The sequence below is a fragment of the Mycobacterium sp. E3247 genome (assembly GCF_001667785.1).
In the GTDB taxonomy this organism is placed as follows: domain Bacteria; phylum Actinomycetota; class Actinomycetes; order Mycobacteriales; family Mycobacteriaceae; genus Mycobacterium.
In genome coordinates this window covers 1-15,312 of sequence record NZ_LZJG01000184.1, presented here as the reverse complement: position 1 = coordinate 15,312, position 15,312 = coordinate 1, and the positions used below count along the sequence as shown (strand labels likewise).

General features: G+C 63.7%; 13 protein-coding genes, 1 tRNA gene and 1 pseudogene. 8 read left to right on the top strand and 7 right to left on the bottom strand.

Features of this window, described 5'->3' with window-relative positions:
- Nucleotides 1–2 precede the first annotated feature (2 nt).
- From A9X04_RS09700 to A9X04_RS09690, 5 genes are all read right to left on the bottom strand, one after another.
- The gene (locus A9X04_RS09700) at nt 3–824 is read right to left on the bottom strand and encodes a hypothetical protein (RefSeq protein WP_156764295.1); all 822 of its coding nucleotides are present in this window, start codon (nt 822–824) and stop codon (nt 3–5) included.
- Between the two features lie 182 nt (nt 825–1,006).
- On the bottom strand, nt 1,007–1,723 hold the full coding sequence (locus A9X04_RS29595; protein WP_255396483.1) for a HemK2/MTQ2 family protein methyltransferase: 717 nt from the start codon (nt 1,721–1,723) through the stop codon (nt 1,007–1,009).
- A 733-nt stretch (nt 1,724–2,456) separates the two neighbouring features.
- Entirely contained in the window at nt 2,457–3,422 is a 966-nt protein-coding gene (locus A9X04_RS32255) for a ParB N-terminal domain-containing protein (protein ID WP_156764294.1), read from the bottom strand.
- 652 nt (nt 3,423–4,074) lie between these two features.
- Nucleotides 4,075–4,797, bottom strand: coding sequence for a creatininase family protein (locus A9X04_RS09695; RefSeq protein ID WP_067919756.1), 723 nt, complete (start codon nt 4,795–4,797; stop codon nt 4,075–4,077).
- Entirely contained in the window at nt 4,794–5,993 is a 1,200-nt protein-coding gene (locus tag A9X04_RS09690; RefSeq protein WP_067919755.1) for a hypothetical protein, read from the bottom strand. The genes A9X04_RS09695 and A9X04_RS09690 overlap by 4 nt, the downstream gene beginning before the upstream one ends.
- A 160-nt stretch (nt 5,994–6,153) precedes the next feature.
- Between A9X04_RS09690 and A9X04_RS09685 the strand changes: the two genes are divergently transcribed.
- The 4 genes from A9X04_RS09685 (at nt 6,154) to A9X04_RS29585 (ending at nt 11,369) form a co-directional block, all read left to right on the top strand.
- Nucleotides 6,154–6,486, top strand: a complete 333-nt coding sequence (locus tag A9X04_RS09685) for a hypothetical protein (protein WP_067919754.1) — start codon at nt 6,154–6,156, stop codon at nt 6,484–6,486.
- A gap of 108 nt (nt 6,487–6,594) precedes the next feature.
- Nucleotides 6,595–8,049, top strand: a complete 1,455-nt coding sequence (locus A9X04_RS09680) for an FtsK/SpoIIIE domain-containing protein (protein ID WP_067919746.1) — start codon at nt 6,595–6,597, stop codon at nt 8,047–8,049.
- The gene (locus A9X04_RS09675; protein WP_067919745.1) at nt 8,046–9,509 is read left to right on the top strand and encodes a replication initiator; all 1,464 of its coding nucleotides are present in this window, start codon (nt 8,046–8,048) and stop codon (nt 9,507–9,509) included. The genes A9X04_RS09680 and A9X04_RS09675 overlap by 4 nt, the downstream gene beginning before the upstream one ends.
- Before the next feature lie 213 nt (nt 9,510–9,722).
- Nucleotides 9,723–11,369 (top strand): recombinase family protein, encoded by a 1,647-nt coding sequence (locus A9X04_RS29585; protein ID WP_082974896.1) that lies wholly within the window; start codon nt 9,723–9,725, stop codon nt 11,367–11,369.
- On the opposite strand, the gene A9X04_RS09665 is transcribed toward A9X04_RS29585, so the two are convergent.
- Nucleotides 11,351–11,436: transfer RNA gene (locus A9X04_RS09665), tRNA-Leu, on the bottom strand. The two genes, A9X04_RS29585 and A9X04_RS09665, sit on opposite strands and share 19 nt — an antisense overlap.
- Before the next feature lie 98 nt (nt 11,437–11,534).
- Here A9X04_RS09665 and A9X04_RS09660 point away from each other — a divergent pair.
- From A9X04_RS09660 to A9X04_RS09645, 4 genes are read left to right on the top strand one after another with little or no spacing between them, the layout of a single operon-like run.
- A complete protein-coding gene (locus A9X04_RS09660) occupies nt 11,535–12,899 on the top strand; it encodes a M20/M25/M40 family metallo-hydrolase (protein ID WP_067919743.1) in 1,365 nt (454 codons plus the stop codon).
- A 44-nt stretch (nt 12,900–12,943) separates the two neighbouring features.
- Complete coding sequence (locus A9X04_RS09655; protein ID WP_067919742.1) at nt 12,944–13,474, top strand: YbhB/YbcL family Raf kinase inhibitor-like protein; 531 nt, start codon at nt 12,944–12,946, stop codon at nt 13,472–13,474.
- A gap of 52 nt (nt 13,475–13,526) precedes the next feature.
- Nucleotides 13,527–13,742, top strand: a complete 216-nt coding sequence (locus A9X04_RS09650; RefSeq protein ID WP_067919741.1) for a hypothetical protein — start codon at nt 13,527–13,529, stop codon at nt 13,740–13,742.
- On the top strand, nt 13,733–15,121 hold the full coding sequence (locus A9X04_RS09645) for an HNH endonuclease signature motif containing protein (protein ID WP_067919740.1): 1,389 nt from the start codon (nt 13,733–13,735) through the stop codon (nt 15,119–15,121). The genes A9X04_RS09650 and A9X04_RS09645 overlap by 10 nt, the downstream gene beginning before the upstream one ends.
- Here A9X04_RS09645 and A9X04_RS09640 read toward each other — a convergent pair.
- Nucleotides 15,118–15,312: pseudogene (locus A9X04_RS09640) on the bottom strand (dihydroorotate dehydrogenase (quinone)); the annotation flags it as partial. The gene A9X04_RS09645 and the pseudogene A9X04_RS09640 overlap by 4 nt on opposite strands.

Genomic DNA, 15,312 nt, shown 5'->3' with positions numbered 1-15,312 from the left:
GTTTAAGCCGACTCGGCGTCAGTGGCGATCTTCTGCGGTTCCCTGCAATCTGTGGGTCGCACGATCTGTACGATGATCATTAGTCCGTCCTGGTTCGAGTTGTCTAGGTTTTTCGTGAAGTAGTCTTTTGTCATTGCGTTCCTGCAGGGAAACTCATCCAGGTCCTGCCACAAAGGATCGAAATCTTGAAAGCATCCCTTGATCACGAAAGTGTCGCGGACAAATTCGTGATTCGGTGACAGTCGAGCTGCCAAACACGCCGCAAGCTCGGTGATATTCGCGGGCACCGGCACCATAGTGCCTCCGGGAGCAATTTGCGGATACCAAGCATCGCCATAAAACCCGTCGGGTGTGAAGGTTGATCGCAGCGTGCGCATCGCCTCGTACAATTTTGGATTGGCCGTCCGAAACACCAAGTATAGCTCATCCCCAAGTAGCGCTAGTCCCTCGGGGTTCAATAGGGCTTTGGCGGCTAGAAGTAGGGCTCCACTACCCTGGTAATCAGGGTCGGTCATCGCCACGTGAACCCAAAGGATAGTGACACCTTCTTGCAGCCCTTGGATGAGATCTAATGCGGCGAAATGTGCAAGAAATTGACCGTCATAAACCAGCACGAGTCGATCGTAATCCTGCGGCCGTGCTCCTTTTGACATGTACCAGCGCCGCCAGGCCTCGGCGCCTGGATCATACGAGTCGCGTTGTGTGCCATACGTTGCCCGGAAAGAGATGCGCATGAGCTCATCAGCAAGTTGACGCGCGCGCAGCGGCGCGAGTTGTTCGGGCCGATCTATCACATCGAGACGCAAAGACGCGCTGTTTTTCATTCGCAGATCTCCTGAGATGGGATTCATTTCTTTTGGTTTGTACGTCGTTTGTCTGAGACCCGATTCTATTAGTTTGAAAGGTATTCGAGGCTTCCCTCTGCGCAAAGGAGTAAGATTGTCCCGGATTTTTGAGTTTATCCTCACGCGTGACAGTCCGTCCTACATGAAACCGCCGGTCGACACTATTTGCTCGTGCATTCGGTTCGGCGTGGCTTATCTGCACGAATCACCACAAGTTCCTCGCTGCGACAACCGCGTTCGAGGCGGCCCGTATCTTCCAACCAGCTGGCGCGCGCCGATAGCACTGGTCCAAACGGAACCCACTGAGAAGCAACAATTTTCGCATTGAGACCTGTTGACCGCAAAGACTCGAGCGACTGTTCGATACCAGAGAAGGTCGATTGGACGACCAGCATCGAACCGCCGTCGGCAAGCAGACCAGACGCCAATTCGCACAGCGGGTCCAGCACCATTCGTCCGTCTGCACCAGCGTTCCAAGCCAGCGCGGGGCCCGCGGTTGGCGGAATCAAGTGCGCGTCGGTCGCCGGGGGCGTAGGCACGTAAGGAGGATTGGAAACGATCACCTCGAATGGTGCGCAATCGAGCGCGCTGATCCAAGAGCCCTCACGGACATCGATGGCGACGCCGGCGTGCATAGCGTTACCCCGCGAACACCGCACTGCCCGTGGGCAGATGTCGAATGCGGTTACACTCGCTGCTCCCAGCTCCGCAGCGGCGATAGCGATGAAGCCGCTACCAGTACAGAGGTCTAAAACGTGGCGGCCCGGAACAATGCCCGTGGCCCTCATGGTGTCGACAAGCAGTCGAGAGTCGTCTTGCGGAGGGTACACACCATCGGAAGTCGGGAAGTCTCTTTCGGGCGAGGTCGAAAAGGAGATAGTTGCATGGGTGTTCTGGTGTGTCGCCGCGGCGGTCGGGGCGTTCGGATGGCCGTCTCTCGTCATCGGCGAAGTACTCCCATCCCATTGTGTTTCAAGTGACTGCACGCCATATGGGTACGAAGAACTCCTCGATCTTGATGATGCTGTAGGAGCGGATTCCGGTGAGAAGGTGGAGATTCCCGTCATGTCACTGCCTTTCAGGAATCTGACCCTGTGGTTCGGGCTGTCGGCAATGATGTCCAGGCTGTCATGGTTCAACTATCCGGGTGGCGAGGAGAGTGCGCAAGGAATGGTGTTGATCGTCGGACGTTGGATCTGGCAGAGATTGTACTTGGATGAATTATTTTATACGCCAAGGACATAACCATACTGAGTCACGATCCGTCATTGCGTGTGAGTTGAAACATGCTGACGCACAGGATGTGTGGAACGTGATTAGAGATTGGGCATCGCTGTTATTCCTAGTTGGAGGCCAGCACATATGGAAGTACCGTTTCAAATTTCTTGAGCACAACGAGTTCTCATCAGGAAGGTGCCCGCTCGCTTCTGTGCGGTATCGCTGGCTGCTACGCTAAGGAAGCGTCGCGGTGAGCGCATGAGGTCAACATGTTACTGCACCTGCCTCGTCGCTTCGGCCTGCGCGACACGGGCTTTCGATAGGTACTTTCGATAGGTACTTGAGTCGGCTCGCTGACCCACTGGTCAGAGACCAGATCGCAACCTGTTCCTCCTACCCACATAACGACCGTGTGCGACAGTCAGATGCCAATATGTACCAAGCATCTCCGATCGCGGATGCAAGTTCGGCGATGGTGGCTAAGCAATGCTCGGGAGCATCATCGATGAGTGATCCGCAATCAGCCGGAGCCGCAAGATTGGTTGTTAGTAGACGTATGAGTGCTCGGCCGTGATCGGTAAACTTCAAAGCCGGATTTACACGGAGTTGTCGCAGTGCGGTATCGGGCGATGGCGAGCCAGGATTGCGCCTCGGCATGAGAGCCGTGGGTGCTGTTTTGCGCTCCTTCGCGTCACGGCGGGGCGCCGACGCCGTTCCGTTGTGCTGATCCGTTTGATCTCCATTATCTCTAACGGGCACTGGTTCGGCACCTCGCTGTAGACGGCTTCGGACGTCCCTCACGGTGCTTGGCGAGATACCGGCCATCTTCGCAACCTCACGTAGAGATGCCGACTCATCAGCCTTGATCAATTCGGCCGCAATCCTTCGGCCAATGGCAGTGGTTATCGGTCGGACCCTGCCGTCCTTGCCGACTCGATCGTTCAACTGGTCAATTTGTCCACTTGCACACCGGCGAATTTCCGCCACCGTGCGATGCGACAGTCCTGTCGTTGATGCGATGAGCCGGTCCGACCAAGATGGATAGGCGCGTATTATCTGAGCGGCCGCGGCTTTTCGGTCCTTCCGGGTTAACGGCATCCCATGGGTTACGTTCGCGGACACTGCGATCACGAAGGCTTCGTCCGCGGTCCCGTCGAAGAAACGCACCTGGATCGTTTCTCGGCCCCGCAATTTGGCGGCGCGCAGCCGATGCATCCCATCGATGACCCGCATCGTAGGTCGATGCACCACAATCGGTGGTAGTTCTGATGCGGAGGCCATTAGCTCCGTGTGAGATTTGCTCTCGCCGTCCATTCGTGGCGAGTTGCCTGGCATGAGTGCATCGATGGGTACGCGCACGGATGGCGTCTCGTTTGGTCTCCAAAGGTGTGCCAACGAACCCTCTTCGTCCGCGGCTTGTTCGGATTGACCGTGCACGTGAGTCCTTCCTTTGAGCCATTCGGCCCGAAGGTCCGCGCGAGAGTTGACGCGTCCTCCAGATGCCAACGCTGAGTTGTCGCCGTCGACCCCACACCGGTAGGAGCATGCCGCCGAAGCATGTCGTTTATATCAGTATCATCATGTTGCCGCAACAAGAACTGAGATGTACGTGCGAACTATCGGCCGTCTAATGTCGGCGCTGAGGAGGCGCTCAGGGGCTCGACCGCCCTGACTTCATCGATGGCAGGAAATCGCTAGTGGTCTGACAGGTGGGGTGGGTTGAGTGTCTGTGCTCATGCGGGCGAGCTCATTCCGCTCTTGATCTCAGTAACGAAAATTCTCACCAAAGCGGTCTAACGGTGCCGCCTGCTCGCCATAGGGATCGGCGGCCGGCGCCGTCAGCCGTGCTCGCGTTCGGCGCGGGCGGTGCGGTGATCCTCCTGGCAGAGAGTTCTCGCCACCGCAGTCAGAGCCGGTTTCTACGCTCCTTGGGTGGCGCGGGCCGGTTCGTTTGGGCGGCGGCGGACGGGAGCGGCCAAGCGGACGGTAGCCGCCGCCCTGGCTTGGTCGGCTATTGCGGTGCGGTGAGGATGTTCAGGAGCGTTTTGGCGCTGCGTCCCAGGTGGTCGAGGGTTTTTCTGCCCTTGGTGACGTCGGCGCGGCTGGGGTAACCGATGACGCCGCTGTCGGTATAGGCGGCGATGCCGAGGGTGGTCAGGTAGCGGCGGTCGTCCGGGATGTGGTCGGCGTCGGCCCAGCCGTCGCGCAGATATTCGGGGTAGGCCGCCAGCAGTATCGAAGTTTCGAGTTCACCGGCGTGCATGTCGTCATGGCTGGTGCTGGTGATGTCGGCGGCTTCGCGTGCTTCGGTCCAGTCGTCACGGCTGGGGTACAGGCCGAGTCGGATCGGTGCGCCGGGATAGTTGCTTTGCTGGACAACGTTGGTCAGGACAGCGTTGCCACCATGCGCGTTGACGACTATCAGCCCGCGGACATGTTGCTCGGCCAGGGAGTGGGCAATGTCGCCAATAACAGCAGCCAGGGTGGTGGCGGTGATGCTGACAGTTCCGGCGAATGCGGCGTGTTCGTGGGAGCAGCCGAAAGTGACGGGTGGAAGCTGAAAAATGTCGTGATGGGCGCTGATTGAGCTTGCAATGGCGACCGCAACTAGGGTGTCGGTGCCAAGTGGCAGATAGGGGCCGTGCTGCTCGAACGAGCCGACCGGCAGGACCGCAAGATCGGCTCGAGCGTGGTCGCTGGCCGTGGTGATATTGGGAATGACGGCGTCGGTCATGAGGCGATTCCTTCGATTGCGTCCTTGATCTGTCCGAAAAGCTGTTGCAGCACTGGGCTTTTGTCGTGCCGGCGCCGATCACGCAGGAGGGTCGCGCAGCGGGCAAGGTGTCGCCGTGCGCGTTGGGATGGCGCGGCCAAGTAACCGCGCAGGGCTTCGGTGGCATGAGCGCAGGCGAGTTGATACTCGCGGATCGCAATGAGAGCGTGGAGTAGCCGTATGTCGGCGACGGCCCAATCGCGATGCTGATGGGAGGTCCAGGAGGGTTGGTGTCGGGTGAGCAGCTCGACAGCCTGCCGTGGGTGGCCCAGTTCCAAGTATCCCGCGGCGATATCGCTGGCGACGAATCCAGCGTGGGCGTAGGTGGCGCGATCATCGGAGGCGGGATTGATATCGCCGAGTTCGAGTGCATGCGCGGCATGCCGCAAGAACCCCTGTTTGTCCTGGTTGGCGATCGCAGCGAGGGCCTGCTGACGGGTGATACTGGCTTGCAGCCGTCCTACCTCGTGGCCGTCGATTAATCGTGCGGCATCCGCGGCAAGTTCCACCGCCAGATCGGGGTCCTGGCTGGCGATGATGTTGGATTTGCGCATCCACACCATCGCGCGTAGGTCAGGGGCGGCGGCCCGCAGGTGATCGGCGGCCCTATCGGTCAGTTCCCGCGCTCTCGGGTGGTCCCCGAGGTCTTGCGCTATCCAGCCGGCGACCTCGGCGATGGTTCCCGCTACCTCACGTACCTGGGTGCGCAGCTCGGCGGGCGTGGATTTGATGAGTGCTTCCACGGTCTGCAAGTCCCGTTCCACCAGCGGCTGGGCGTACTCCGGGCCGAAGGTATGTTCGGCCCGGATGTGGACTGCGCGCTGGTCAGCGATCACCGTCAGGACATCACGGTCAACCGGAAGCTGCAGCAGAAGCGGACGCGGCAAACTGGTCTCGACCGTCAGCCCGAACAACTCGGCAGCATCGCGGCCCAACGCTTCGGCGAGGTCGGCTCGCCACATCGGCCCTGCACTGCCGCCGCCTTCGATCCGGACGATCTGCTGACGCAGCGTAGCGCGCTCCGGTGGTGTCTCACCGCGCTGCTTGCGGACCGTCTCGACTCTGGCCGCCAGATTGCTCAGGCTCATCTTGGCGTCCTCGCGCGCTTGACGAACCCGTAGTCCGCTCTGGCGGCGAGCAGGGTCGGTCAAGGCCATACAAGGATCATGCATGAACAACGCCCCAGGTCCGGACATATCTGCGCGTTCACAGTGTTCCTTACTGTTCCTAGCTGCCACTATCGCCGCTTCACCCGATCGCGCTGTCCTAGATCCAGTCACCACACATCGGTGACAACGATCGGAAAGGACAGAACAGGTGAAACTCAAAATCGACACCACTGCGGTGTCATTCATGTGCACGAGAACACCGGAGCCGCGAACTGATTTCGGCACCGGACAGCCGAAGATCGATAAGGCCACGGGTGCGGTGCTGCATGCGGTGCAGTTAATGGCACTGGACGCCGATGGCGGGGACGTGTTGTCTGTGACCGTGCCTGATGCACCGAAAGTCGCTGTGGGCCAGCAGGTATCGGTGACCGGCTTGGTGGCACTGCCCTGGTCGCAGGACGGCCGCAACGGTATCGCGTTCCGCGCCGAGACGATCACCACCGCCGAGGGCGGCAAGCCGGGTTCCACACCGCGCCCATAACCGCCAAGGAACCATCCCGGCAGCGGCTAGTTGCTCACGCCAGTTTCGAGCGCTGTCGGGGTGGTTTCCCCACTCCCACATGTTGTTTCACGAAAGGCAGAAATAATCGTGTCGAACACAAACAATAAGAGCAAACCCCAATCCTCTGATGAGGATTGGGTCGGTGAACTTATCTGGTCAATCCTGGTGGCGGCCGGGCGGCTGCTGTGGTGGGGTGCACGGTTCCCGCTGCTCGGGGCCCCTGTCGCTGTGGCCGTCGGTGTGGCGTGCTGGCAGGGCGTGAACGCGGGATTCTTCACCCTCGCAGGTTTCGTTGCCCTTTACATCCTGTGGGGATTCGTCGACGAGAACAGTCTGCAGCGGTGTGTGATCGACCCGCCCACCCACTATGCGCAGACCTGGTGGCGCTACCGGCGCCGCTGGGAACACGTCTGCAGCCTGCACGGGTTGACCGCCAAACTCGATGACCGCCAACTTATTCCAGCACTACTCGGGGTGCACATAGGCGATCACACCGACATCCTTGCGGTGCGGGTAGTGACGGGCCAATCGATCAGCCACTGGCAGCGCCAAGCGGACGCGTTGGCCGCCGCGTGGACGGCGGACCGCATCACCATCACCGCCATCGCACCCGGCGAAATCCGGATCACGATCATGCGCGGCGACGTGCTGGCCGAACCCGTCGCCCTGCCAATGCCCCAGCCCGGCGCGACCGTGAACTTGTCGGCCATCGGCGTCGGCGTCACCGAGAACCGGGGTGTGTGGCGGCTGCCGATCCTCGGGCATCACCTGCTGGTGGCTGGGGCCACCGGCGCGGGTAAGGGCAGCGTGTTGTGGTCACTGATCGCTGGCCTAGCCCCGGACGTGAAGACCGGGCGGGTCCGACTGTGCGTGATCGACCCCAAGGGCGGCATGGAACTCGGTCCCGGTGCGCCGATGTTTTCGTTCTTCGCCCACGACGCCACCGGTCAAACCCTGGAACTGCTGCGTGCGTTGGTCAGGTTGATGCATGATCGCGCCAACCGGCTACGCGGGCACGCCCGCCTACACACACCGACCACAGCCGATCCGCTGTTCGTGGTCGTCATCGATGAAATCGCGGCCCTGACCTCCTATGTCACCGACCGCAAGATCAAGACCGAAATCGAACAACTGCTCGGCCTGCTGCTCTCGCAGGGCCGGGCGGTGGGTATCTCGGTGGTGGCGGCGGTGCAGGACCCGTCCAAAGACACCCTGCCCGTGCGGCAGCTGTTCACGGTGCGGATCGGGTTGCGGCTAACCGAGGCATCGCAAACCGCCATGGTCCTGGGCCAGGGCGCCCGCGACGCCGGGGCCGAATGCGATCTGATCCCCGACGGCAGACCCGGGGTCGGCTACGTGATGACCGATGGCATCGCCCACCCGGTCCGCGTGCGGGCCTTCTGGGTCACCGACGCCGATATCGCCTATCTGGTGCGCGCCTTCCCCGCTCGGCGCTCACGCGCATCCCAGGCTGGCGAGGCCGGCAACGCGAACACCACCGACACAGACGGCGGCAGCGGCAACCGTGCGGGGCACCAGTGAGCGGCGCGCACGAGGCAGGGAGTCCGGCAATCACGCTGCCGGGTCTTCCCGCCGACATCGACCACCACCGGGTGATCACCCAGATGATGCGCCGCGCTTCCTCGCCGGGATTCGACGCCTGGTGGCGGCGCGCCGACTCGGTTGGGTTCTGCGCCAACCCCATCCAACTCATCGGCACCGACGACCAGGGCCACAAAAGAACCGCGTGGGTACGGTGCAACAACCGCCGCGCCACCGTCTGCCCCTCCTGCTCAGACTTGTACGCCCGCGACACCTGGCAACTCGTCGCCGCAGGAACCACCGGAGGCCGCCACAACATCACACCCTCCGTGGCCGATCGCCCCCAGGTATTCGCCACGTTGACCGCACCCAGCTTCGGCCCCGTCCACGGCAGCGCAGGCAGCGTCTGCCGTGACCACCGGACGATGGGTTGCTACAAGCGATGCCCGCACGGAAAACCCCTGTGGTGCAGCACCATCCATGACAGCCCCGACCTCGCGGTCGGGCAACCGCTGTGCGCCAAGTGCTACGACTACCTTGGGCACGTCCTGTTTACCTGGCACCTGCCCGAACTATGGCGGCGTTTCACCATCGCCCTACGCCGCAATCTCGCCAAACACCTCAAAGCTGCTGGCATTGCATCGGGTTCGGTGAAAGCCAGTTTCGTCAAGGTCGTCGAAATGCAGGCCCGTGCCATCCCGCACATCCACGCTCTTATCCGACTCGATCCACCTGACGACCCTGCCGGTACCGGACCTGCCTGGGGGTCGCCGATCTCTGCCGCCGAACTCGCCGCCCTTATTCAGCAGGCCGCCCGTGCCGTCACGCTCGACGTCCCCAACCCCGACACCGACCAGTCTGGTGACGCTGCACCGCTGTTGGTCCGCTTTGGCGCACAGATCGATACTCAACCACTGCGGACCGAAAACCACACGGCACCAACAGAATCGTCACGCCGCATCGCCGGATACCTGGCCAAATACGTCACCAAATCCCTGCAAGACTTCGGCATCGCCGCCCGCCGCCTATCCGCTGAAGCCATCGCGGACCTCGACGTCACCGAACACGTCCGGGCGATCCTGACAACCATCGCCCACCTTGCAGACCAAGCCCACACCCTCGGTATCGATGCCTTGGCGGGGATCGGGCGCTGGCTTCACGCCCTGGGCTACCGGGGACATGTCACCACCAAATCTCGCCGCTACTCGGTCACCATGGGCGCGCTACGCGCCATCCGCGCCACCTGGGCCCGACAACAAGCAGGCAAAGACTGTTCACCACAACACCATTCGCCTCTCGATCCACCCGAGAAAAGTGACGACGTGTGGTGGGAATTCGACCACGCCGGACACGCCACCCCAGGCGACCGCACCCTCGTCTATTCCGCGGCTCTTCGGAGCATCTGCACCCGGCGCGTCGGGCTGGTGGAAGCCCGTCGCCAAGCCCGTGACCAGCAATGAGATCTGCCAGGGGGACGCGATGACTGACACGCCCCGAACAGCGCATGCTCGCTCCGAGTGTCGCGATCGAATCGGTGCGCCGATCATGTCAGACGGCAATGTTGAAATCGTCTTGCCCGACGACTATCGACTTTCATGCGAAGCCAACCGCGCGCTTGTACACGCCATAATGGCAGTGCGGCGCCGGATGCTCGGACAGGAGAGGGGAATCGCGTGAGCCTGAGGTTCGCCTTCTACGGCCGAGTGAGCACGGAGGACGCTCAAGACCCGGAGGCGAGCCGCAGCTGGCAGAAGCGGCGTGCCCTCGACCTGATCAGTCCGCACGGCGGTGTCCTCGTGGGTGATTATTTTGATGTGGGACAAAGCCGTTCGCTGCCGTGGAAGCGTAGGCCTGAGGCGGCGCGTCTCCTAGCCGATGTCACGGGCAGAGATCGTGGCTTCGATGCAGTGGTGATCGGCGAGCCCGCTCGCGCGTTCTACGGGCCGCAGTTCGCGCTCACGTTCCCGGTGCTCACGCACTACGGAGTTGGCTTATGGGTCCCTGAGGTCGGTGGAGCGGTCGATCCCGGCTCCGAGGCGCACGACCTGGTGATGACGCTTTTCGGCGGCATGAGCAAGGGGGAGCGCGCCCGAATCCAGATGCGCGTCCGTACGGCGATGTCTGCACTCGCGCAGGACACGTCCAGATACCTCGGTGGTCGCCCCCCCTATGGTTATCAGCTCGTCGATGCCGGCCCGCACCCGAACCCCGCCAAGGCAAATCTCGGGCAGCGACTTCACCGCCTCGAACCGGACCCCGTGACGTCGCCGATCGTCGATCAGATCTACCGCATGTATGCCGACGGCGCGGGCCTGCGCTACATCGCGCAACGGCTCACCGACGATGGTGTGCCGTCACCGAGCCAATACGACCCGGCGCGGAATCGTCACCGTGACCCGCGAGGCTGGTCTCATTCGGCGATCCGCGCCATATTGGACAACCCGGCATACACCGGGGTCCGCGTTTGGGGCAAGCAGGAGAAATACGAGGTCCTGGTGAGCCCTGACGATGTCGCGGCGGGGTATGAGACACGCATGCGGTGGCGTAATCAGTCGGACTGGATCGCACCGGATCGCCGCACGCACGAAGCGCTGGTTCCCGACGACTTGGCTCAGGCTGTTCGTCTTCGTATCCAGGCGCGGCGTGGTCCCGGTCTGGTCTGCAGCAGGGAATCGACTGTGCCGTACGCGCTGCGCGGGCTGCTCTACTGCGCCGCGTGCGGCAGACGGATGCAGGGCGCCGCCCGCGTCGGGAAACAGACCACCCGCATCCTTTACCGTTGTGAATTAGGTAAGTCGCGTTCGGTGCCCATAGACCTGCGCGATCACCCACGTACGGTCTACCTGCGTGAGGATGCGGTGACCTCCCGACTCGACGAGTGGATCGCCACCCTGGCCGACCCGGAAGATCTGGCGCGCGGGCAGGAGGTGGACCCGGTGGCGGGAGCTGGCTACGCGGCCTTACAGCGCCAGCTCAGCGACGCCAATCGCAAGATTGCCGCTCTCATCACGGCACTGGAGTCTGGTGTGGCCGTTGAGGACTTGACCGCCGCACTGCGACAGCGTACTGCCGAGCGCGACGAGCTGAAGGCCCGCCTTGAGGGAGCCGAGCGACCCTGCGCCATGTCTGCCGGACAGATCAAAGAGTTGGTCGAGGAGCTGGGTGGACTATCCGCGGTGCTTAGCGAGGCAACCGGGGCAGAACGCGCCCAGGTGTACGCAAGCCTGGGCCTGCGTCTGGATTACGACCCGCAATTTCAGCGAGTGACGGCGACGGCCGACTTGAGTCGTGTCGCCGGACGTGTCCGAGGGGGGACTTGAACCCCCACGCCCATTAGTAGGGCACTAGCACCTCAAGCTAGCGCGTCTGCCATTCCGCCACTCGGACAAGACCAACCGCATGGGTTGGCAGCTAAGGCTATCGGATTGTCTCACGTGGACCCAATCCAGCCGGGCCGCTTCGCACCGAGCCGCGCGGCGTCGGCAATGGTAGGAAAGGGGGTTGTGACCGCCCAGACCGAGTTCCCGGCCAATCCGCATGACGACGTGGTCGAGGTCGTCAGCAGGTTGATCCGGTTCGACACCACCAACACCGGCGAACCGGAGACGACGCGGGGCGAGGCCGAGTGCGCGCAGTGGGTCGCCGAACAGCTCGCCGAGGTCGGCTACCTACCTCAATACGTTGAGTCCGGCGCCCCGGGCCGCGGCAATGTGATCGCCCGCCTCGCGGGCGCCGACAGCTCACGCGGGGCCCTACTCATCCACGGGCACCTCGACGTGGTGCCGGCCGAGCCAGCCGAGTGGAGCGTCCACCCCTTCTCCGGCGCGGTCAAGGACGGCTTCGTCTGGGGTCGCGGCGCGGTGGACATGAAGGACATGGTCGGCATGATGATCGTGGTGGCCCGGCAGCTGAAGCGGGCCGGGATCGTGCCGCCGCGCGATCTGGTGTTCGCCTTCCTCGCCGACGAGGAGCACGGCGGCACTTTCGGGGCGCAATGGCTGGTCGACAATCGGCCCGACCTCTTCGAAGGCGTTACCGAGGCGATCGGCGAGGTGGGCGGGTTCTCGCTGACTGTGCCGCGCCGCGACGGGGGCGAACGAAGGCTCTATCTGATCGAGACGGCCGAGAAGGGCCTGTCGTGGATGCGGCTCACCGCCCGCGGCCCGGCCGGGCACGGATCGATGGTGCATGACCAGAACGCCGTCACCGCCGTCGCCGAGGCAGTGGCGCGGCTCGGCCGGCACCGATTCCCGCTCGTGCTCACCGACACCGTCGCCCAGTTCCTGGCCGCCGTCAGCGAGGAGACCGGGCTGACGTTCGACGTCGAGTCGGGCGACCTGGCGGGAGCGATCGAGAAGCTCGGGCCCATGGCCCGCATGCTCAAGGCCGTGCTCCACGACACCGCCAACCCGACCATGCTCAAGGCCGGGTACAAGGCCAACGTCGTCCCCGCGACGGCGGAAGCGGTGATCGACTGCCGAATCCTTCCGGGCCGCAAGGCGGCGTTCGAGGCCGAGGTCGACGAGCTGCTCGGGCCGGACGTGACCCGCGAGTGGATCAAGGACTTCTCGTCCTATGAGACCAGCTTCGACGGCGACCTGGTGGACGCCATGAACGCCGCCGTGCTGGCTCTGGACCCGGATGGCCGCACGGTGCCCTACATGCTGTCCGGTGGAACCGATGCAAAAGCCTTCGCGCGCTTGGGGATTCGCTGTTTCGGTTTCAGCCCCCTGCGATTGCCGCCGGACCTCGACTTCACCGCGTTGTTCCATGGGGTCGACGAGCGGGTACCCGTGGATGCGCTGAGGTTCGGCACCGATGTACTGGCACACTTCCTGACACACTGCTGACTGAAACACAGCTGAAGACACGACACGCAACGAGAGGATCGCCCATGAGCACCGCGCCCGACCCGTACGCCGCGCTGCCGAAGCTGCCGTCGTTCACCCTGACGTCGGAATCGATCACCGACGGCCAACCCCTGGCCATGCCGCAGGTCAGCGGGATCATGGGCGCGGGCGGAGAAGACGTCAGCCCGCAGTTGAGCTGGTCGGGATTCCCGGGGGAGACGCGCAGCTTCGCGGTCACCGTCTACGACCCCGACGCCCCGACGGCCTCGGGATTCTGGCACTGGGCGGTGGCCAACCTGCCGGCCGACGTCACCGAACTGCCGGCGGGCGCGGGGGATGGGAGCAACCTGCCCGGTGACGCGCTGACGCTGGTCAACGACGCCGGGATGCGTCGCTACCTCGGCGCCGCGCCGCCGCCCGGGCATGGGCCGCACCGGTACTACGTCGCCGTGCACGCCGTGGACGTCGACAAGCTGGACCTCGGCGAGGACGCCAGCCCCGCCTACCTGGGCTTCAACCTGTTCCAGCACGCGATAGCCCGCGCCGTCATTCACGGCGTCTACGAGCAGAAGTAGGCGCGGGGGGCGCTTCACCCTTCTTGTCGGTGGGCCGTCGTATTATTCGAACATGCATTCGAGTAGTGCCTACGATAGGTTCACCGCCGTACTCGATGACGTCGAGGGGTCGTTGGACCGGTTCCTCGCTTCAATCGACTCACTGACGGCTGGCGACCTGGTCGAGGCTCTCGACTGCTACGCACTTCTCATGGTGCGGCTGGACGCTCTCATCTATGAGTTGTCCAGCCCGTTCGGACGGCCAGGCGGGCGGCGCACGTGGCATTGACGGACCGCGAGGAGATCCAGCAAGACGTCGACGCCCTGCGCACCGTGGTCTCCCGATTCCAGGGGCATTCTTACGAGGCACTGACCAATCCGGAGCGGTTGCGGTTGTTGGAGGTGCTCGAGTGTGAGACGCGCCGGTTGCAGACGCCGCAACATCAGCTGATCAATCAGATTGGCGAGCAGGCGGATTCGTCCGAGTTGGGTGGCAAGCTGTCGTGGGCGTTGGCCGATCGGTTGAACATCACGCGCGGAGAGGCCAGCCGCCGCATCGCTGAGGCCGCCGACCTCGGTCCGCGCCGGGCGCTCACCGGTGAGCCGCTGGCGCCGGTGTTGCCCGCCACGGCGGCGGCCCAGCGCGGCGGGGCCATCGGGGCCGACCACGTCGCGGAGATCCGGCGGTTTTTCCGCCAACTACCCGACTGCGTCGACATCGACACGCGTGAGCACGCCGAGAAACACCTGGCGTCCGAGGCCGCCCACTATCGCCCCGATGAACTCGCCAAGCTCGCTCGCCACCTGATGGACTGCCTCAATCCCGACGGCAACTACACCGATGCCGACCGGGCGCGCGCCCGCGGCCTGGTGCTGGGGCATCAGCAGGCCGACGGCATGTCCAAGCTGAGCGGGTGGCTCACGCCGGAGGCGCGGGCCACCTGGGAGGCGGTGTTGGCCAAGCTGGCCGCGCCCGGGATGTGCAACCCCGACGACCTGACACCGGTGGTCGATGGACCGGCCACCGAGGAAGCCATCGAGCGCGATACCCGCAGCCACGCCCAGCGCAACCACGACGGCCTCAACGCCGCCCTGCGCGCCGTGTTGGCCAGCGGCACACTGGGCCGGCACAACGGGATGCCGGCGACCATCGTCGTCACGACCACGCTGAGCGAGCTCGAGGCCGCCGCGGGCAAGGGCCTCACCGGCGGGGGCACCGTGCTGCCGATGTCCGACGTGATCCGCCTGGCCCGCCAAGCCCACCACTATCTGGCCGTCTTCGACAAGGGCAAGGCGGTGGCCCTGTATCACGGCAAGCGCCTGGCCTCACCCGGCCAGCGAATTGTGTTGTACGCCAAGGATCGCGGCTGCTCGGCCCCGGGTTGTGATGTGCCGGGCTACTACTGCGAAGTCCACCACGTCGAGGACTGGGCCGGCACCCACCGCACTGACATCGATCAACTCACCCTGACCTGCGGACCCCACCACCGGCTCCTCGACAACGGCTGGACCACCCGAAAACGCGCCAACGGCGACACCGACTGGATTCCACCGCCCCACCTTGACCGCGGGCAGCCCCGCGTCAACACCTTCCACCACCCGGAAAAGGTGCTGGGCGAGAGCGATGAAGAGGATGACGAAGAAGCCGACGAAGAAGGCGCGGCTTAACTCGCCGCCCCGCCGGCCTTGGGCGCCGCCGAGCCGACCGCATCGCTGAGCGAGGCGAACCCGCCCTCGCGCAGCCGGCGTGCGATGCCGTCGTGAATCCGCTTGGGCCACAGGCCTCCTCCGTAGATGAAGCCGGTATAGCCCTGCAGCAGCGACGCGCCCGCGGTGATCCGCTCCCACGCGTCGTCGGC